The organism is Yoonia sp. TsM2_T14_4, assembly GCF_049602355.1.
Lineage (GTDB): Bacteria > Pseudomonadota > Alphaproteobacteria > Rhodobacterales > Rhodobacteraceae > Yoonia > Yoonia vestfoldensis_A.
The window spans coordinates 2,941,570-2,960,374 of the sequence record NZ_CP187137.1 but is presented as its reverse complement, the minus strand read 5'-3'; the positions used below and the strand labels follow the sequence as shown (position 1 = coordinate 2,960,374).

The window sequence follows — 18,805 nt, the reverse complement described above, 5'->3', positions numbered from 1 at the left end:
TCTTTTCTTTACCCTAACCCCGCACAACCCCACAGCAGAGCCGCACCCATCCTCGCGATGTCACATCAGCGCCGAAAACGGCAATCTCTTCGCCCGAGGTCCCCACCCCAACCGAAATGCCATTTGTCAAACTAAGGTCCATTCAGGGCACACGACGAAAAGTCGCGCACCAAAACGGCAGACGAATGGTGACACAGCAGCACAGAACATCAAAGAGCAGCCCTTGATGTCCACACAGACACAAATGTCGGGACCCTACGTTGTCGCAGTGTACCCCCGTCACATTTGCATGAAGGCCGACCCTTTTATTCTGACAGCAGCCGCCACAGCAATGGGCGCACGGATGTCAAACTGGATCGATCCCCCCATGTCCCCCCGGAACGATGTGAATCGCTGGGTCAAGCTAGCAAGGGGTTTGGGGCTGCTTCAACACAACAACGTGCTTGACTCTGACTTTACCTAAAAAGAATCTCTGGCCTCTGGGTTTTGCGTCAAAATCTTGGCCAGCCTGCAACACCTGCACAAAAAAAGACGCGCCCCAAAAAAGGACGCGTCTTGTCAAATCTCGCCGATAGTCGCCGGTGGTTCAGCCGATCGCTTTGACACGGGCCGACAGGCGCGACATTTTCCGCGCTGCGGTGTTCTTGTGAACAACGCCTTTGGTCACGCCGCGCATCAGCTCTGGCTGGGCAGCGCGCAATGCTGCGATTGCGACGGTCTGATCGCCAGTTGCGATTGCCTCTTCGACTTTGCGCAGGAATGTGCGGATGCGCGAACGGCGCATTTTGTTAACCTGGAAACGAGCGTCGTTCTGACGGGCCCGTTTTTTGGACTGTGGTGAGTTTGCCATGGGTCTTTCCCTTCGTCGGGTCAAATTAAAACTGTTAAGCGCAAAAAGCCCCGACCGGGTTCAGTACCGGTGATTCTGGCCTAAGCGGGCCTCTCGCGCATGTGGTGTCGGCATTAGTGCAGTTTTCCCGCAAAGGAAACCCGAAATATCAACGATCGCGGAACTGCGCCTCGCGCTTTTCCAGAAAGGCGGTCATGCCTTCGGTCTGGTCATCAGTGGCGAACATCGACTGGAACAGCCGGCGTTCGTACTGCAGCCCTTCGGCCAGCGTGGTCTCGAAAGCCCGGTTCACCGCATCCTTGGCCGCCATTGCCGCAATCTGCGACTTTGCAGCGATCTTGACCGCAGCTTTGCGCGCCTCGGCAAGCAGATCCTTGGCGGGGACAACGCGGCTCACCAGCCCGCTGCGCTCCGCCTCGGCTGCATCCATGAAACGGCCTGTCAGATGCATGTCCATGGATTTTGATTTGCCGACGAAACGGGTCAGGCGCTGGGTACCACCCAGCCCCGCAATGACACCAAGGTTGATCTCGGGCTGGCCGAATTTCGCGGTATCGGCGGCGATGATGAAATCGCACATCATCGCCAGTTCGCATCCGCCGCCCAGCGCATAGCCTGCGACAGCAGCGATAATCGGCTTGCGGGTGCGGTTGAAACGGTCGGTTTCATTCTCAAAGAACCGTGTTGTGTAAAGATCGACGAATGTCTTGTCCGCCATCTCGGCAATATCCGCACCTGCGGCGAATGCCTTTTCCGATCCGGTGATGATGATGCAGCGCACCTTGTCGCTGGTGTCGGCCTCTTCCAGCGCGGTGCATAATTCGCGCAGCAGATCGCCGTTGAGCGCATTCAGCGCGTCGGGCCGGTTCAGCGTGATGGTCGCCACGTCGTCGCGCGTATCCACGATGATGTTCTCGTAAGCCATGCTGCCGTCCTTTGCTGATGGTCAGGCCTTTGTGCTTAACAAAGGCTGCGGCTGGTTCAAGTTATCTTTGGCATTGCGCACAAAAGAAAGATGACCGGCCCGATTGTACGATTCGGCTGATCGGGCGGGCACAGTCTGGGGTGACACAGGGCGCGCCTTCACGGTCATAAACCTGAAACCCGTGCTGGAAATAACCCAACTCACCATCACTTTGCCGGTAGTCGCGCAGGCTTGATCCGCCCGCGGCGATCGCCTCGTTCAGCACATCGCGGATCAGCGGCACCAATGACGCCACCCGGCGCGCGGCGATTTGACCCGCCTTGCGCCGTGGGTCTATACCCGCGCGGAACAGCACCTCGCAAACATAGATATTGCCCAGACCTGCCACGATCCGCTGGTCGAGCAAGGCCGATTTGATCGGCGTGTTGCGCCCTTTCAGCCGGGCGACCAGGTAGGTTTCGTCGAACGCATTGCCCAAGGGTTCCGGCCCCAGATCGCGGATCAGCCAGTGATCGTCCTGCGCTGCTGTCGGCATCAGGTCCATCGCGCCGAAACGGCGGGCGTCGTTAAACGTGATCCGGGCGCCACCATCCATATGCAGGACAACGTGGTCATGTTTGGCGGGTGCCGGATGCGGGTGGTAGAACGCGCCCTGTGCCGCCCCAGACACCAGCATCCGGCCCGACATGCCCAGATGGATCAACAATGTCTCGGCACTGTCCAGATCGACCAGTATGTATTTCGACCGCCGCCGCAGGCCCAGAACGCGCCGCCCGGTCAGACGATCTGCCATGTTTTCAGGGAAAGGCCAACGCAGGTCGGGGCGGTTCACCTCGGCCTTTGCGATCAACTGCCCTGTCATGACGGGGGCTATTCCGGCCTTGACGGTTTCGACCTCGGGCAATTCGGGCATGGCGGACTTTCTATCGGCAGGTCGGCGTTGTAAGCCTTTGTCTGCGCCCTATAGTTGGGACGAGCGCAAAGGACCACAAGCACCGATGACCGACGATACAGAAAAGACCACCCATTTCGGTTTCGACACCGTCCGCGAAGATGAAAAGGCAGGCCGCGTGCAGGGCGTGTTTTCCTCTGTCGCCAGCAAATATGACATCATGAACGACGTGATGTCCGGCGGTATCCACCGGATCTGGAAAGATGCCATGATGGATTGGCTTGCCCCACGACCCGGGCAGCGGTTGCTGGATGTCGCAGGCGGCACCGGCGATGTGTCGTTTCGGTTTCTCAAACGCGCGGGGCGCGGCCATGCGACCGTGCTGGACCTAACCGAATCCATGCTGGTCGCCGGGCGCAAACGCGCCGAAGCGGCACAGATGTCCGACAGCCTCGACTGGGTCGTGGGCGATGCGATGGCCCTGCCATTCGAGGCGAACACCTTTGACGTCTATACGATTTCTTTCGGGATCAGAAACGTGACCCGTCCCCAAGACGCGCTGGCCGAGGCGTTTCGCGTGCTCAAGCCCGGCGGGCGCTTGATGGTACTGGAATTCAGCCAGATCCCGAACCCGATGTTGCAGGCCGCCTATGACGCCTATTCGTTCAACGTGATCCCTCGCATGGGCCAGATCATCGCAGGCGACCGTGATAGTTACCAATATCTTGTCGAATCGATCCGGCAATTCCCCGATCAGGACACTTTCCTTGGCATGGTCCGCGATGCAGGATTCGGGAATGCGAAGTACCGCAACCTGACCATGGGTGTCGCCGCCCTGCACTCAGGGTGGAAGATTTAGGGTGCGCGGACCTCACAACATCATCCGGCTGATCCGGACCGGGGCGACGCTGGAGCGTACCGGTGCAATGAAGGTGATCCTTGACGCCTTTGATGTCGGGTTGTTGCTGCGCATCACGCTACGATCCTTGGTCTGGCCGTTCCAATGGCTGGGCTACAAGGGCGATCCGTTGATGCCGCCCGCGCCCCGCGCGCTGACGGCACTTGGCCCTGCTTACATCAAATTCGGGCAGATCCTGTCGACACGCCCCGACGTCGTCGGTGAGGACATGGCCGTGCAGCTGCGCGTGCTGCAGGACAAGCTGCCGCCCTTTTCCATGGCCGAGGCCAAGGCCGAAATCCACCGCGAGCTGGGGATGCCCGTGGAAAAGCTGTTTTCCACCTTTTCTGCCCCCGTCGCCGCCGCATCACTGGCGCAGGTCCACAAGGCCCATCTGGCCGACACGGGCGAAGCTGTCGCCGTCAAGATCCTGCGCCCCGGCATCGAAAAGGCATTTCGCCGCGACATTGACGCGTTTTATTTTGCGGCCCGCACGATCGAGGTGCTGTCACCCTCGTCGCGCCGCCTGCGCCCGATGGATGTGATCACCCATTTCGAAGGCGTGGTAATGGGCGAACTTGATCTGCGGCTGGAAAGCTCTGCCGCAGCCGAATTCGCCGCAAATACCAAGGATGATCTGGGTTTCACCGTGCCACAGGTGCGCTGGCATCTGTCAGGGCGGCGGGTGATGACGCTGGACTGGGCCGAAGGAATCGGGATCGGGGATAATGCAGCACTAGATGCCGCCGGACACGACCGGCGGGCGCTGGCAGACCGTGTGCTGGGGTTGTTTTTGAATCATGCGCTGCGCGACGGCTATTTCCACGGCGACATGCACCAGGGGAATCTCAAGGTCAGCGCGACCGGAGAGATCATCGCCTATGATTTCGGGATCATGGGGCGGATCGACGAATATACCCGCCGCGTTTATGCCGAAATCCTGTTCGGGTTTATCCGCAAGGATTACCAGCGCGTGGCCGAAGTGCATTTCGAGGCGGGTTATGTCCCTGCCAACCGCGACGTCGATGAATTCGCCCGCGCCCTGCGCGCAGTGGGCGAACCGATATTTGGCATGGATGCCAGCCGCATTTCGATGGCGCGGCTTTTGGCCTATCTGTTCGAGGTGACCGAGCGTTTCGGCATGGAAACCCGCACCGAGCTGATCCATTTGCAGCGCACAATGGTCGTGGTCGAAGGCGTGGCCCGTTCGCTCGACCCGCGGATGAATATCTGGGAAGTCGCGAAACCTGTGGTCGAAGACTATATCAAGCAAAGCATTGGGCCAAAGGCCCTGCTGCGCGACCTTGGCCGCACGGCAATGATCCTTTCGCGGTTCGGCCCACAGCTACCGCGTCTTGCCGAACAGGCGTTGATCCGCCTGAACAACCCCGCGCCCGAACCCAAACCACAACGCCGGATCGCGCGCCTGTCGTGGATGGCGCTGGGGGGCGTGTTGGTTGGCGGTGCAATGTGGCTTGGCCAGATGATGTAGCGTGTTGGATTATGTCGTGTGTGTGTCCGTCCGCCAGTGCCTTGGTTGGCGATTTGCGCGCCATAATCTGCGGTGATTTGTCCATGAGGACCGCAGACACGCATCGTCACTGATCATGACGGACTGCGCAGAGCCGTCACGTCGCCTACTCGAATCATGATACCGCCATGTGCGACAAGGCTGGTTTGACCGGCAAAAGACTGGACCTCTGTTACCGTGTTATAGGTCTCGACCGGGTTTTCACCCAAAACCTCACCATCGCTCAGGCTCGCAAAGGCGAAGCTGTACACACCATCTGGCACGACCACCCCGTTGCGGCCGACACCGTCCCATTGCACAGGATCGGTCGTGGCGGGTGACGCAAAACGGTGCACCACTGCTCCGCTGGCATCGCGAACGACAATTTCGCCTGCGGTCGCAGCCGCCATAGGGTTGGGATGCAACGTGACAGGCGCGCCATCAAAATAGACGGGCGCAGGGGCGCGCACCTCCTTGCCGACCCAGGAAGCCAATCCGGAAACTCCGATTTGCAACGAAAGCCCCCGCAACAGATCGTTCGTCAGTACGGCCTGTTCAACACCTGAAAATGTCGCCAACTGCGTCGCGAAATCCGCTGATTCAACTGGATTGAGCGGATCTTGATTTTTCATTTGCGCGGTCAGCATTCGCAAGAAGGTTTCAAAATCCGAACTGATCGCAGATTGGGACTCCGCTACCGACGGCGAGCGATTCGTTGTAATGGCGCTGCTAGATTGGGGGATTTCCATCATTTCTCCTTAAAGGCGCAGGTCAAGGCCGCCACGCGGCTGCCGCATGCCCGTTTGTTCAGGCGCCTGTGTTTCGGTGGTATCCTCGGCATTTTCGGTCAACGGACTGGCGTCATGGCGCGCCTCGTCCTGTGTGCGTCCGTCGCCGAAATCGAAGGAAATATCGTTATATCCAAGGCTGCGAAATTCCTGTGCCAAGGTATCAATGTGACGCCGCAGCAAATCGGCCGTTTCTGGCCGTTCGGCGTTGATATGCAACATAAGGGTACCATCGGTCAGCGACATGCTCATCCGGACCCGCCCCAATTCTTCGGGGTTGAGCGCGATTTCGGTCGGTTGCCCCGCGGTCTGCGTGATGGTGACGGCCAGCTGCTGCGCAACATGACGGGCAATACCAGGCGCAGATTGCGCTTCCGACGCCTTGGCCACGCCCGAAGCCGTGTCGCCAGCCGGGGCAAAGGGCAAGGTGGATTCGTCACCACCCAAAGCAGCGTCCACCTTGGGGTCCAGCCCTTTGACAATCGGGATCACAAGTTCAGGCCGCTTGATCGCTGTGGCAACAGGCGGCATTGGCACTGTCCGATCCATGACGGTTGCTGGCGGCAAAGGCTCGGGGATGTCGCGCGTCGCCAGCGGCGCAGACGAGGGCATCTGCGCCGCAACAGGCGACGGCGCAATTGTTGGCTGAGCCGCAACAGTACTCGCGATACGCGCAACTGGTGCGCCCTCCTTGATGGCGGTCTCGCGCTTGGTCGGACCAGCATCTGTATCAGCCAAACCGGCCCGGGCAATTTCCTCTGCGGATACGGGCTGACGCGCACCGGGCAGCACCGTCACTAGCGCTGCTACATCAGCCGCATCGGCAGGCGGCGGTGCTGCGGGCGCGGCTGGCTGATCGAACATCATCTGGATCAGTGCATGTTGGGTGATTTTAACCGGCAGGCGGGGGTCACCCGCAGGCAAGAAGGGAACGGCACCTTTCTGGTCAGGGCTGCCAGCAATCTTCACAGGCTCCGCCGTTGTAAGCGGCACCACATCAGCACCCATTTCCCCCGTCACGTCATCGGCAAGCATCAGCATGTCCGGATCAGAGCCCACAGATACTGTCTGGTCAGGGGGCATGATCACCACCTCGATCAAAGGCTGTGGGTCAACCGCTGCCAATCCGGCAGCGGCATCATAGGTCAGTTGAAAATCGTTCTGCCCTGCCAGCGCGACAGCCCCTGCAGGGGCCACAGGCAGCGCCGACGCGGCGGGGATCAAATGGGGCACAAGCATGCAAAGTCCTGTCAAATAAAGTTCGACAGCTTGTGACATAAGAAAATTACTGAATGTTTACGGCTTTATCGCAGGATGAAAAAAATCACTGACGGAGCCGGACATGACCATCATCCCCGTATTGTCACCCCCACGGGGGCCGATCGCCATACCCGAATCGCTGCGCGGCGATACCAAACTGCGCGAAGCCGCTCAAAAACTCGAAGCAACGTTTCTGGCGGAAATGCTGAAATCGGCAGGGCTCGGGACCAGCCGACCAGCTTTCGGCGGCGGCATCGGAGAGGATCAGTTTTCATCCTTCCTACGCGATGCACAGTCGATCGAGCTGGCAAAATCAGGTGGAATCGGGCTTGCCGAATCGCTGTTCAACGCAATGAAGCGCAGCATTGATGCGTGACACTACGGTATCCGAATTGCGCAGCGTGTTAGCGGCAGAAACTGCAGCGATCCTTGCCGGGCAATATGCACAGCTTGACGATCTGGCCGCGCGCAAGGACCAGCTGTTCAACGCATTGCAACAGGCACCGCGCGCGGCTGCGGATCTGCGCACGATAGCGCGGATGCTTGCGCGAAACCAGGCGCTGCTCGCGGCAGCGTTGAAAGGCATCAGCGCGGCGCGCCTGCGGCTGACGGCGCTCAAGGCGGTGCGTGACGGCTTGCAGGTCTACGATCAGTCAGGGCGCTTTGCAGCCAGCCCTATCACACGGCCTGATCTGGTCAGGAAGGCCTGATTTGACTCGAATTGGCTGAATCAGCGTTCTGGAGATTAATCCGTTGTTCAGAATCCGACGATTAAGTCACAGCACTGCCCGAATGGCAGGATGACAGGCACCAAGGTGCCCGGATCAACGTCAGAATGGCGCGACAACCTGCATATCCGCAGCTTTATGAACCAACCCGGCGCAAAGCGCCTTATGAAGGACCTACAATCATAGCGACCTTCCAAGCGCCACCGTGGTGACCGCCGCCAGAGATCACCTTTTTACGTTTTATGATCGTCGGCGTGTTTTTATCTTTTGTCATCCCGCACCTCTGCCACCCGGTGCCACGTTTAGCTTCACGGGTGTGAAGAGGAAATTAATGCCGCAATACGATTAAAATATCAGGAAATACGCTCAGGAATCGCGCAATACCCCTGTCGCCGATCCTGCGACGTGGCGCGCATAGCATTGGTTGATGCCTGTGCGCGCCTCGGCCGCCGACGCGATGGTCGCCAGCAAGGCCTGCGACAAAGCAACGAAAGCGATGCCATATTCCTTACTGGCGTCGCAATTCTGAAGATCCTTGATCAGCGTCATCTGATCCCGGCGCGCATCGCCAAGTTGCTGGATCAGGTCTGCCAATACATCATCGGGCGGCATGATCCGGTCGGCAAGACGCGAGAGCAGCCCATGCTGGCGGCGAAGTTCTGTTTGCAGCACCGGATCGTCCGCAGCATCCAGTCGCAGTTGCAGGTCAACAATCCGGTCGATCAGGTCGGCAGGGTCGGCCGGGACAAGAATATCGTTCATTTGAACTGTTCCACTTCGGGTCACGTCAGAAGGCCGGTCGTGCGGTTGCAGGCCGCGCCATGCGACAAGACCGTAAACGGAAATCCTTGTCAAAAGACCCACCGTACGGTGGTATTGACACAGCACTTGATCGGTTAGGGATTTTATGGCAACCGCCGCGCGCCACGGCCATCCGCAACGCGACCGATTGGCGCAGTGTAAGCTTTAGTTTACACTTGCCCTGACCACTACTGTCATCTTAGACTGACAGTATGAGCGTCATGTCCGATCTTCCGCTAAACCGTACCACGCGCCGCTGGCCAGAGCCGCGGGCGATGGTGTGGTTGATAAAGCCTGTCACGTGGTTCCCGCCAATGTGGGCGCTGCTCTGCGGGATCGTATCCTCGGGCGCAGCCTTCACTGGCAATTGGACCCTGATTCTGCTGGGCGTGCTGTTGGCTGGCCCGATTGTCTGCGGCATGAGCCAGGCCGCCAACGATTGGTGCGACCGGCATGTGGACGCGATCAACGAACCTGACCGGCCGATCCCGTCAGGGCGGATACCGGGGCGCTGGGGCTTGTGGATCGCGCTGGCGATGACGGGGCTGGGGCTGGGTGTCGGCTATACCTTGGGGCCTTGGGTTTTTGGCGCGACGGTTCTGGCTGTGCTAGCGGCTTGGGCCTATTCGGCCGAACCGGTGCGCGCCAAGAAATCGGGAATCTGGGGGCCAGCGCTTTGCGGGCTGGCATACGAGACGCTGCCATGGATCACGGGGGCGGCTATCCTGACATCGGGTGCGCCATCTGTGCCTGTCATCATGATTGCCGTCCTTTACGGGCTGGGCGCGCATGGGATCATGACGCTGAACGATTTCAAGGCGGTCGAGGGCGACCGCGCCATGGGCCTGCGGTCCTTGCCCGTCACGCTGGGGGCTGACCGCGCGGCGCGTGTCGCCTGCTGGGTCATGGCGGTGCCGCAGATCGCGGTTATCGGGTTGCTGGTCACTTGGGGCTATCCCTTCCACGCGCTGGGCATCGGCGCGATGCTTGCCGTGCAACTGGCCGCGATGCGGGTGCTGTTGCGCGATCCATTGGGCAAGGCGCAATGGTATCAAGGCATGGGCATCCTGTTCTATATCAGCGGCATGATGATCGCTTCCTTCGCATTGGGGGCGATGGCATGAACCTGACTTGGGTCCAAATTATCCGGCTGGGTCTGGTACAGATGGCGCTGGGCGCGATTGTTGTACTCATGACATCAACGCTGAACCGCCTGATGGTCGTGGAACTCGCCCTGCCTGCGGTGATCCCCGGCATGCTGGTGGCGCTGCATTACGGCGTCCAGATGTCGCGGCCCAAATGGGGCCATGCGTCTGATGCCGGTGGGCAGCGCACGCGCTGGATCATCGGCGGGATGGTGGCGCTGGGGGCAGGTGCCATGGCCGCAACTGTCGGGCTGGTGGTGCTGGAAGCCTCTTTTACATGGGGCATGGTTCTCTCCATCGCCGCCTATGGGCTGATTGGCGTCGGCGTCGGCGCGTCGGGTACATCATTGCTGGCGCTACTGGCGACCACGACTGCGCCACACCGGCGCGCGGCGGCGGCGACGATCACTTGGCTGATGATGATCTTCGGGATCGCCATGACGGCTGGCATCGTCGGCACGCTGATCGACCCTTACACCCCGCTGCGCCTGATCGAGATCGTGGCCGCTGTTGTCCTGATCGCCATCGGCGTCACCACCCTTGCCGTCTGGGGCGTCGAACGGGGCCTGAAAGTCACCCGCGAGCCCGACCCTACCCCGTTCCGCGAAGGGCTGGCCGAGGTTTGGGCCGAACCAAAGGCGCGCAATTTCACCATGTTCGTGTTTTTGGCGATGACCGCCTATTTCATGCAGGAACTGATCCTAGAACCCTATGCAGGGCTGGTTTTCGGCCTGACGCCGGGACAGACCACGTCGCTGTCGGGCGCGCAGAACGGCGGCGTGTTTATCGGCATGCTGACCGTGGGCATCATGGCAACGGGGCTGAAAATCGGGGCGCTGCGCAACTGGGTCATGGCGGGCTGTCTGGGCTCGGCGGGCGCGCTGGCCATCATCACGCTGCTGGGGCCATTGGGACCGGGTGCACCGATCCTGCCAGCTGTCATGACGTTGGGTTTTTTCAACGGCATGTTCGCCGTCGCGGCGATCGGGTCGATGATGGCGCTGGCAGGCGAAGGCCGCGAACGCCGCGAAGGAACGCGGATGGGCCTTTGGGGCGCGGCGCAGGCCATCGCTGCCGGTTTCGGCGGACTGGTCGGGGCTGCGATGGCCGATATCCTGCGCCTGACGCTGACCGATACCCAAGCCTTTGGCGCGGTGTTCCTGTTCGAAGCCAGCCTTTTCATTGCTGCCGCAGTCGTGGCCGCCAAAATCATGGACCGCAAGATGCCGTCCGCAACACTCGTTCCGGGAGAATAGCCAATGCAATATGATGTCGTCGTCGTAGGTGCGGGGCCTTCCGGGGCCACTGCCGCCGAAGATCTCGCCCGTTCCGGCCACAAGGTCGCGTTTATCGACCGCGAAGGCCGGATCAAACCCTGTGGCGGCGCAATCCCGCCCCGCCTGATCGCGGATTTCTTTATCCCCGATGACCAGATCGTCGCCAAGGTGAACACCGCGCGGATGATCTCGCCTACCGGGCGGCAGGTCGATATCCCGATCGAGAACGGCTATGTCGGCATGGTGGACCGCGAACATTTCGACTCATTCCTGCGGCAACGCGCGCAGGATGCGGGCGCGCACCGTTATGCCGGTACGTTTACCAAGATCACCCGCGACGCGGATGGCACCCATGTCGTCTATCGCGACAAGATCAGCGGCAATGACATGCGGCTGACGACGAAACTGGTGATCGGCGCCGATGGCGCGCGGTCCAATGTCGCGCGCGCGGAAATCAAGGATGGCGACAAGATTCCCTATGTGATCGCCTACCATGAGATTATCGAGGCCCCCGCCGCCAATGCGACCTATGATCCGCTGCGCTGTGATGTGGTCTATGACGGGCGCATCTCGCCCGATTTTTATGGCTGGGTTTTCCCGCATGGGGCGCAGGCGAGCGTCGGCATGGGATCGATGCTGAAATCTGTCGATGTCAAACAGGCAACCGCCGATCTGCGCGCGGCATCTGGCCTGACCGATTGCAAGACGATCCGCCGCGAAGGCGCGCCGATCCCTCTCAAACCACTGGATTGTTGGGACAATGGTCGCGATGTCGTGCTGGCCGGTGATGCGGCGGGTGTCGTCGCGCCGTCGTCTGGCGAAGGCATCTATTACGCGATGGTCGGCGGGCGTGTGGCGGCGACGGCTGCGGCGGCCTGCCTTGCATCCGGCAGGGTCAAGGATTTGCAATTGGCGCGCAAATTGTTCATGCGCGAACACAAGCAGGTGTTCCGCGTTCTGGGGGCCATGCAGAACGCCTATTACCGCAGCGATGAACGGCGCGAACGGTTTGTGTCCCTGTGTCATGATGTCGACGTGCAAAAACTGACGTTCGAGGCATATATGAACAAGAAACTGGTAAAGGCCCGCCCCATGGCGCATTTGAAAATTGGGATCAAGAATCTCGCGCATCTGACGCGGCTAGTGTCGCCGCTGCGGACGTGACAATCATGATCCCGGCCTGGGTGAACGGCAAACTGCAACCGGTGGAAAAGCTGGACGCGCATCAGCGCGGGCTAAAACACAAGGCCGTCAGCGTCTTTGTGATGAACCGCGGGCGGGTGCTGATTCAGCAACGCGCGCTGGAAAAATACCACACCCCGGGGTTGTGGGCGAATACCTGTTGCACCCATCCGGAATGGAACGAAGACCCCGCCGCATGCGCGCTGCGCCGTCTGGACGAGGAATTGGGCATCACCGGGTTGTATCCGACGCACCGCGACCAGATCGAATATCGTGCCGATGTTGGCAACGACCTGATCGAACATGAACTGGTCGAGGTCTATGTCGCCGATGCGCCGAACAATCTGCGCATCACCCCTAACCCATCAGAGGTGATGGCGACGCGCTGGGTCGACTTCTATGACCTGTCCGCAGATGTGACGCGCCACCCCGAGCATTATACCCCATGGCTGCAAATCTATCTGCGTGATTATCAGGATGCGATCTTTGGCGATCTGATGCGCGCGGTCTGACCCCTTTCCGTCAGCGCCTAAACGGTGTTTATGGGCATGACAGGAAAGGGCAGTTTTATGTGGGTTTTCGGATATGGGTCGCTGTTGTGGAACCCAGGCTTTACGCCGGTGCGGCGCGTCACTGCACGCCTGCCCGATTATCACCGCAGCTTCTGCATGCTGTCGATCCATCATCGCGGCACACCCGACCATCCGGGCCTTGTGCTGGCGCTAGACCATCAGCCCGGCGGGCAATGCACCGGCGTCGCGTTTCAAGTAGCACCGCAGGATCAGGACGAAGTGCTGGCGATGCTGCGCGAACGCGAATTGGTATCATCGGCCTACGTCGAACAAGAGGTTCCGCTGATCTGCGACACGGGTGACCAGGTCACGGCACTGGCCTATGTCGTGGACCGCACCCATATCCAATATTGCCAGTTCGATCTGGAACAACAGGCGCAGATGATTGCCCATGCGACAGGCGGCCGTGGGCCGAATACGGAATATCTTTACAACACTGTCACCCATCTGGCCGAGATCGGGATCAAGGATGCCGACATGGCATGGCTGGCAGACAGGGTCCGTGCCTTGACGGCAACATAAGATCACTACGATTTTGTTTGGGTTGGTCCCTCTGCCGCCATATGCTGCTATGGGTGCAGTGACCGACCCCCAGATAAGGATGAACCTGCGTGTCAGACAAACGGGCAGCCAAGGCAGCGCCGCAGTTTTCCCAGCCGATCCGCCAGCTTTTGTTCATGTTGATCGTGATTGGGCTGCTGGGCGCGGGGATCTACCTTGGGCTTGAACAGATCACCGCGATTTACCTGTCAAACCCCTATCTGAACGGGGTGATCCTGGGCGTTTTCGTGCTGGGGGTGCTGTCATGTTTCAATCAGGTGTTTCTGCTGATGAACTCGGTCCGCTGGATCGAGCTGTTCGCGCGCGAAACCGGCGGGCATAGTTTTACCGCAGCACCGTCCTTGCTGGCGCCATTGGCCACATTGCTGCGGTCGCGCGGCGCGCGGACGCAGGTTTCGTCAAGTTCCGGCCGGTCGATCCTCGATTCTGTCGCCCAGCGCATCGACGAAGACCGCGAGATAACGCGCTACATCGGGAATTTGCTAATCTTTCTGGGGCTTCTGGGCACATTCTATGGGTTGGCAACCACCGTTCCTGCATTGGTGGAAACCATCAAATCGTTGAACCCTGGTGACGGCGAATCCGGTGCTGACATCTTTGGTCGGCTGCAGGTCGGTCTGGAAAACCAGTTGGGTGGGATGGGCACCGCCTTTTCCAGCTCTTTGTTGGGGTTGGCGGGGTCTTTGGTGGTTGGCTTGCTGGAACTTTTCGCAGGACATGGACAAAATCGGTTCTACCGCGAACTGGAAGAATGGATGTCCACCATCACCCGCGTCGGTATTGACGGCGACGACAGCGCTGGCACGGGCGGGGCTGCAACCACGGCCATGGTCGAACAGATGGGCGAAGTGATGGACACGATCCAGCTGCTTTTGGCACAGAACGAGGCAGACCGCGCCGCGACTGACAACCGCTTCCAAGCGCTGGCCGAGGCGATCACGACGCTGATGCAGGTCACAACCACGCAAGACACATCCGCCTCTCTGGCCCGTGTGGCCGACGGACAGGCCACGCTGATCCAGAAACTGGACGACAGCGGGATGGACGGGATCGATGCCGAAAGCCGGATGCGGCTGCGGTCGATCGACGTGCAATTGCTGCGGATACTTGAAGAGCTTTCCGCAGGTCGGCAGGAAAGCATCGGCGCGCTGCGGCATGATCTGGCCACCCTTGCCAGCGCGATACGGGACAGAGGCTGATTCATGGCGCTGAGCCGCAGATCATCCAACCGTTTTCAAAACGCGATCTGGCCGGGCTTCGTGGACGCAATGACCGGCATCCTGCTGGTGCTGATGTTCGTGCTGAGCATTTTCATGGTGATCCAGTTCACGCTGCGCGAAACCATCACCGGGCAGGAATCGGAACTTGATCTGCTGTCAGGCGAAATGACTGCGCTTGCCGCAACGCTGGGGCTGGAACGCGCACGGACAGCGACACTGAGCACCGATCTCGACGCCGCCAATGCGCAGGCGGCACGGCAGGCCAACCAGATCGCCAGCCTGATCGCGCAGCGCGCGGCACAGGATCAGGCGCTGGCACAGGCGCAGAACCAGATTACCAGTTTCGAGGCGCAGGTCGCAGGGCTGCTGTCGGACCAGCGGCAAGCGCGCGATACAATTTCGGGACTGGAGGCGGCGCAGGACCAGCTGCTGTCAGACCAAGAGGCGCTCAACCTTGCCCTTGCGCAGGCGCGTGATGAAATCGACGCAGGTGCCGAGACCGCGCGCCTAGCAGCCGCAAGGCGTGAAGCGTTGGAAGCCTTGATCGTCGATCTTGAAACCGCGCGGGACGAAAACGCAGCGCGGATCAGCACGTTTGAGGCAGAACGCCTTGCCGATGCCGCCGCGGCCGCAGCCCTGCGCGCACGACTGGAAAACGCGGATGCGGAACTGACCGCGATGACCCTGAACCTGGAACGCCAGCGCCGCGAAGCCGAGGAGACACTGACGCTTCTGGCCGCCGCCCGAACCGCGCAGGCCACACTTGCCGCAGACCGCACCGAGGCCCTGACAGAGGCCGAACGCCAAGCCGCCCTGCTGGCCACAGCGACTGCTGCGCTGTCCGAACAAAAAGCGCAGTCCGATGCCAGCCAGCGGCAGGTTGCCGTTTTGAACGAACAGATCCTTGCGCTGCGCAATCAGGTGGGCAATCTGCAAAGCCTGCTGAACATTGCCGAAGATTCAGACCGTGCAGCACAGGTGCAAATCGAAACGCTCGGCGCGCAGTTGAACACCGCCCTCGCGCGGGTGGTGTCCGAGGAAAGGCAGCGCATTGCGCTGGAAGAAGCCGAACGCTCTAGGCTAGAGGCCGAAGCCGCCCGCCTGCAGGCCGAGGCTGAAAACCTTGAAAGGTTCCGGTCGGATTTCTTTGGTCAGCTGCGGCAGGTGCTGGAAGGTCAGGACCGGATCAGGATCGAAGGTGACCGTTTCGTGTTCTCCTCCGAAGTCCTGTTCGAAGTCGGGCGCGCCGACCTTTCACCGCAGGGGCGCGACGAAATCGCAAATGTCGCGGGTATTCTGAACGACATCGCCGACGATATTCCCGCTGGGATCGACTGGATCATCCGCGTGGACGGGCATACCGACGACAACCCGATCGCCGCTGGCGGCCGCTTTGCGGACAACTGGGAATTAAGCCAGGCGCGTGCGCTGTCCGTAGTGCGGTTCATGGTCGATGATCTGGGCATCCCACCAATGCGGCTGGCCGCCAATGGTTTTGGCGAATACCAGCCGCTGAACACAGCGGATACGGCACAAGCGCGCGCCCAGAACCGCCGGATCGAGCTGAAGCTGACCGAAAGGTAGGGGCGGGGCGTTCCGCTTGGTCAACTTGCACCAGCGGCTTGGAGTGCTGGTCCGGCATCACCAAATCGGCAGAGCAAGACACCAAGAAACATCCTTTGAGTTTCGGGAAAAAAAATCCGCTGTTCACTGCCGCTCGTTGCGCTCGAACGTCAAAAGCGGCAATCGGTTTTCCACTATTTCCCGAAACGTGCTATGCAAAAACCAATGGCTGCGCATTGCGTTGATGGCGCGAGACCAGATTGCGCGCGGGCCCACCAGTGACGACGGGGCGGGCGAAAGCAGCCGTTTCATTTTCCATGTCTGGAAACAGTTCAAGAAGTTCGTTGCGCGTCGCTATATCCAGGCTGCGCAGCACCATAGGTCCAAGATAGAAACTTTCCATCGGCGCGCCTTCGGCCAGAACGATCCGGTGCGCATCAAACATCAAATGGATGTAATCTACGTCAGTAATGTCGTCTGCGCGCGCGATACCTTCCAGACCGACAAGGTCTTTGGCCGCAACCAGCACCTCGTCAGCGTCGAACATCCGCTGGGCGATACGCGAACGGATCAAGACCCGATGCTGAGGCGACACCATCATATCCCGCTTTGGCAAACCAACGCCAAGCGCGCCGGCGCTGATGCGAACGGGGCACCATTTCGGCATGCGAGACAAGACGTCCGAACTGATATGGCGGCGACCGACCCATCGCAATTCCTGCAGCCCCGCATCGCAGGTCAGGATGCGATCACCCGGCAATAATTCCTCGATTAGGCGTGGGCCGGTCTCGGTTTCGATCAGGGTTCCCGCAGCAAAGCAGAACGGGAAAAAGCCGGTTTTCAGGACAGGTGCGGCAACGCCAGACCCAAGGCGCACATCGTTGGAATACGGGTTAAATCCAGTCGGCCCCTCGCGCAGGCCGCCGCCACCGCGTTGCCAGGGATTGAAGCCCCCGGGATAGTCGTTGCCAACCGAAATCAGGGTAAAGGTTGTTCCGATCGGCGGTGGCCCAACCCATTCCTGGGTAACCGGATTCCAGCCTTCGGACATGACACTGCCGTTATACAGGGAATCTGCCAGAACGCTGACCTTTACCTTGCCGACAAAATAATCGATGCCGTTACTGTCACGGACGATAAACCCATAATCCATTTCGACCGACGAGCCGGCACCAAAGCTGCGCCCGCTGATCGTATAGGTCTGGGATAGTCCCCTTGCCGCAGAAGGACTGTCTGCGAGCCCGTCGCCACGGACAGTCACGACCTGCCCCGATTCAGGGTTCCTGAGCGTTATCTGGTCGCCCGTTCTTGCTCTTCCCAGGTTGTCACTTTGGTTGAGCATGCTACGCGGATCATCCCATGCATCACGGTTGAACAAATAAAAACTGTAAGACATCACGCGCCTCCTACAGCTATCCCTAAGAGCAAAAACTTAAAAAACTCTTTCGATGCGAAAGCACGTCCATTTCGAAAGAAATTTTGTTTAGTTTTGATTCACACAGGAACGTCATGTCGCCATGCAGAGGTCGCCTGCCTTTGGCGATTAGCGGCCCGATCAGAACTTGCGCCATGCAGTCAGTTGCCCAACAAAAACGGGCGCCAGCATCACGCCAGCGCCCGCATTGCTCGTCATGACAGGTCAGATCAGTTCAGCGCCTGATCCGTGATCAGATGCGTCCATGCGCCTGTGGGTGCAGCCGAGATCACGGGGTCGGACCCGCCACCCAGCAACGTCGCGACCGTACGTTCGTAATCGGCCGGGTCCAGCGCGCCGTTCGATCCAGCGGTCAGTTTGGCGACTTCCTGCATCATGCGGACCTGTGCGGCCTCTGACTGGGCGCCAGTTTCGTCATACTCGATGATGATGGCGCCTGCCGCTTCGGGGTTTTCCTCGGCCCATTTCCAGCCCTTCATCGAAGCGCGCACGAAACGGACCATCTTGTCCACGAATACGGGGTCTTCAAGGTTCTGTTCCAGCACATAAATGCCGTCTTCCAATGTGGCAACGCCCTGATCTTCGTACATAAAGGTGATCAGTTCGTCCGGATTGACGCCCGCATCCAGCACCTGACCATATTCGTTATAGGTCATGGTGGAAATGCAATCGGCCTGCCGCTGCAACAACGGGTCAACGTTGAAACCCTGCCGCAGCACGGTCACACCATCCGGGCCGCCATCGGTCGGGATACCGGCCTGCGCCATCCAGCTCAGGAACGGGTATTCGTTGCCAAAGAACCACACCCCGATGGTGCGTCCGCGGAAATCCTCGACCGATTCAATGCCGGTGTCTTTCCAGCAGGTCAGCATCAGGCCCGATGTCTTGAACGGCTGCGCAATGTTGACCACCGGCAGACCGCGTTCGCGCGCGGCAAGGGCGGATGGCATCCAGTTCAGCATCGCATCGGCACCACCACCGGCCAGCACCTGCGGCGGCGCGATATCGGGACCACCGGGCAGGATGGTGACGTTCAGCCCTTCGTCTTCGTAATATCCCTGATCGAGGGCAACGTAATAGCCCGCAAACTGGGACTGCGTGACCCACTGCAATTGCAGCGACACGTCATTGTCTTGCGCCTGGGCCACGCCGCCCAGACCGGCAGCAAGAGCCGCCGCAATCATCGTCTTTTTCATTT

19 protein-coding genes are annotated in these 18,805 nt (G+C 60.0%); 11 read left to right on the top strand and 8 right to left on the bottom strand.

Features of this window, described 5'->3' with window-relative positions; genetic code table 11:
• Positions 1 to 586 precede the first annotated feature (586 nt).
• From rpsT to mutM, 3 genes are all read right to left on the bottom strand, one after another.
• The gene (gene rpsT / locus ACPF9B_RS14680; RefSeq protein ID WP_040482918.1) at positions 587 to 850 is read right to left on the bottom strand and encodes a 30S ribosomal protein S20; all 264 of its coding nucleotides are present in this window, start codon (positions 848 to 850) and stop codon (positions 587 to 589) included.
• A 148-nt stretch (positions 851 to 998) separates the two neighbouring features.
• A complete protein-coding gene (locus ACPF9B_RS14675; protein WP_424178343.1) occupies positions 999 to 1,775 on the bottom strand; it encodes an enoyl-CoA hydratase in 777 nt (258 codons plus the stop codon).
• A gap of 61 nt (positions 1,776 to 1,836) precedes the next feature.
• The gene (gene mutM / locus ACPF9B_RS14670) at positions 1,837 to 2,688 is read right to left on the bottom strand and encodes a bifunctional DNA-formamidopyrimidine glycosylase/DNA-(apurinic or apyrimidinic site) lyase (RefSeq protein ID WP_424178341.1); all 852 of its coding nucleotides are present in this window, start codon (positions 2,686 to 2,688) and stop codon (positions 1,837 to 1,839) included.
• A gap of 85 nt (positions 2,689 to 2,773) precedes the next feature.
• Between mutM and ubiE the strand changes: the two genes are divergently transcribed.
• Entirely contained in the window at positions 2,774 to 3,526 is a 753-nt protein-coding gene (gene ubiE / locus ACPF9B_RS14665; RefSeq protein WP_007206063.1) for a bifunctional demethylmenaquinone methyltransferase/2-methoxy-6-polyprenyl-1,4-benzoquinol methylase UbiE, read from the top strand.
• A 1-nt stretch (position 3,527) separates the two neighbouring features.
• Positions 3,528 to 5,057: a 2-polyprenylphenol 6-hydroxylase gene (gene ubiB / locus ACPF9B_RS14660; protein ID WP_424178339.1), complete on the top strand. Its 1,530-nt coding sequence runs from the start codon at positions 3,528 to 3,530 to the stop codon at positions 5,055 to 5,057.
• Between the two features lie 113 nt (positions 5,058 to 5,170).
• Here the strand turns inward: ubiB and ACPF9B_RS14655 are convergent, their stop codons facing one another.
• Together ACPF9B_RS14655 and ACPF9B_RS14650 are read right to left on the bottom strand one after the other, a co-directional pair.
• On the bottom strand, positions 5,171 to 5,827 hold the full coding sequence (locus tag ACPF9B_RS14655; RefSeq protein ID WP_081440131.1) for a flagellar hook capping FlgD N-terminal domain-containing protein: 657 nt from the start codon (positions 5,825 to 5,827) through the stop codon (positions 5,171 to 5,173).
• Positions 5,828 to 5,833: 6 nt separating this feature from the next.
• Positions 5,834 to 7,102 carry a flagellar hook-length control protein FliK gene (locus ACPF9B_RS14650; RefSeq protein WP_424178336.1) on the bottom strand — a complete coding sequence of 423 codons (1,269 nt, stop codon included), beginning with the start codon at positions 7,100 to 7,102 and terminating at the stop codon, positions 5,834 to 5,836.
• A 103-nt stretch (positions 7,103 to 7,205) separates the two neighbouring features.
• Between ACPF9B_RS14650 and ACPF9B_RS14645 the strand changes: the two genes are divergently transcribed.
• Both ACPF9B_RS14645 and ACPF9B_RS14640 read left to right on the top strand, forming a co-directional pair.
• Positions 7,206 to 7,499 carry a rod-binding protein gene (locus ACPF9B_RS14645; protein ID WP_007206067.1) on the top strand — a complete coding sequence of 98 codons (294 nt, stop codon included), beginning with the start codon at positions 7,206 to 7,208 and terminating at the stop codon, positions 7,497 to 7,499.
• Positions 7,492 to 7,833 (top strand): flagellar protein FlgN, encoded by a 342-nt coding sequence (locus ACPF9B_RS14640; RefSeq protein WP_424178334.1) that lies wholly within the window; start codon positions 7,492 to 7,494, stop codon positions 7,831 to 7,833. Before ACPF9B_RS14645 ends, ACPF9B_RS14640 begins: the two co-directional genes overlap by 8 nt.
• A gap of 384 nt (positions 7,834 to 8,217) precedes the next feature.
• Here the strand turns inward: ACPF9B_RS14640 and ACPF9B_RS14635 are convergent, their stop codons facing one another.
• Positions 8,218 to 8,613, bottom strand: a complete 396-nt coding sequence (locus ACPF9B_RS14635; RefSeq protein ID WP_424178332.1) for a hypothetical protein — start codon at positions 8,611 to 8,613, stop codon at positions 8,218 to 8,220.
• 251 nt (positions 8,614 to 8,864) lie between these two features.
• Here ACPF9B_RS14635 and chlG point away from each other — a divergent pair, with 251 nt between their 5' ends.
• The 7 genes from chlG to ACPF9B_RS14600 all read left to right on the top strand — a co-directional run bounded on the left by chlG (position 8,865) and on the right by ACPF9B_RS14600 (position 16,193).
• Entirely contained in the window at positions 8,865 to 9,776 is a 912-nt protein-coding gene (chlG, locus tag ACPF9B_RS14630; protein ID WP_007206070.1) for a chlorophyll synthase ChlG, read from the top strand.
• Positions 9,773 to 11,053 (top strand): BCD family MFS transporter, encoded by a 1,281-nt coding sequence (locus ACPF9B_RS14625; protein WP_424178329.1) that lies wholly within the window; start codon positions 9,773 to 9,775, stop codon positions 11,051 to 11,053. The genes chlG and ACPF9B_RS14625 overlap by 4 nt, the downstream gene beginning before the upstream one ends.
• A gap of 3 nt (positions 11,054 to 11,056) precedes the next feature.
• Positions 11,057 to 12,238 carry a geranylgeranyl diphosphate reductase gene (locus tag ACPF9B_RS14620; protein ID WP_007206072.1) on the top strand — a complete coding sequence of 394 codons (1,182 nt, stop codon included), beginning with the start codon at positions 11,057 to 11,059 and terminating at the stop codon, positions 12,236 to 12,238.
• Entirely contained in the window at positions 12,235 to 12,768 is a 534-nt protein-coding gene (gene idi / locus ACPF9B_RS14615) for an isopentenyl-diphosphate Delta-isomerase (protein ID WP_040482922.1), read from the top strand. The genes ACPF9B_RS14620 and idi overlap by 4 nt, the downstream gene beginning before the upstream one ends.
• Positions 12,769 to 12,825: 57 nt before the next feature.
• Positions 12,826 to 13,350 carry a gamma-glutamylcyclotransferase gene (locus ACPF9B_RS14610; RefSeq protein ID WP_242601256.1) on the top strand — a complete coding sequence of 175 codons (525 nt, stop codon included), beginning with the start codon at positions 12,826 to 12,828 and terminating at the stop codon, positions 13,348 to 13,350.
• A gap of 155 nt (positions 13,351 to 13,505) precedes the next feature.
• Complete coding sequence (locus tag ACPF9B_RS14605; protein ID WP_007206075.1) at positions 13,506 to 14,588, top strand: hypothetical protein; 1,083 nt, start codon at positions 13,506 to 13,508, stop codon at positions 14,586 to 14,588.
• Positions 14,589 to 14,591: 3 nt separating this feature from the next.
• A complete protein-coding gene (locus ACPF9B_RS14600) occupies positions 14,592 to 16,193 on the top strand; it encodes a peptidoglycan -binding protein (RefSeq protein WP_424178326.1) in 1,602 nt (533 codons plus the stop codon).
• A 190-nt stretch (positions 16,194 to 16,383) separates the two neighbouring features.
• Here the strand turns inward: ACPF9B_RS14600 and ACPF9B_RS14595 are convergent, their stop codons facing one another.
• Together ACPF9B_RS14595 and ACPF9B_RS14590 are read right to left on the bottom strand one after the other, a co-directional pair.
• Positions 16,384 to 17,568, bottom strand: a complete 1,185-nt coding sequence (locus ACPF9B_RS14595) for a Hint domain-containing protein (RefSeq protein ID WP_424180446.1) — start codon at positions 17,566 to 17,568, stop codon at positions 16,384 to 16,386.
• A gap of 248 nt (positions 17,569 to 17,816) precedes the next feature.
• The gene (locus ACPF9B_RS14590) at positions 17,817 to 18,803 is read right to left on the bottom strand and encodes an ABC transporter substrate-binding protein (protein ID WP_424178324.1); all 987 of its coding nucleotides are present in this window, start codon (positions 18,801 to 18,803) and stop codon (positions 17,817 to 17,819) included.
• Positions 18,804 to 18,805: the final 2 nt, after the last annotated feature.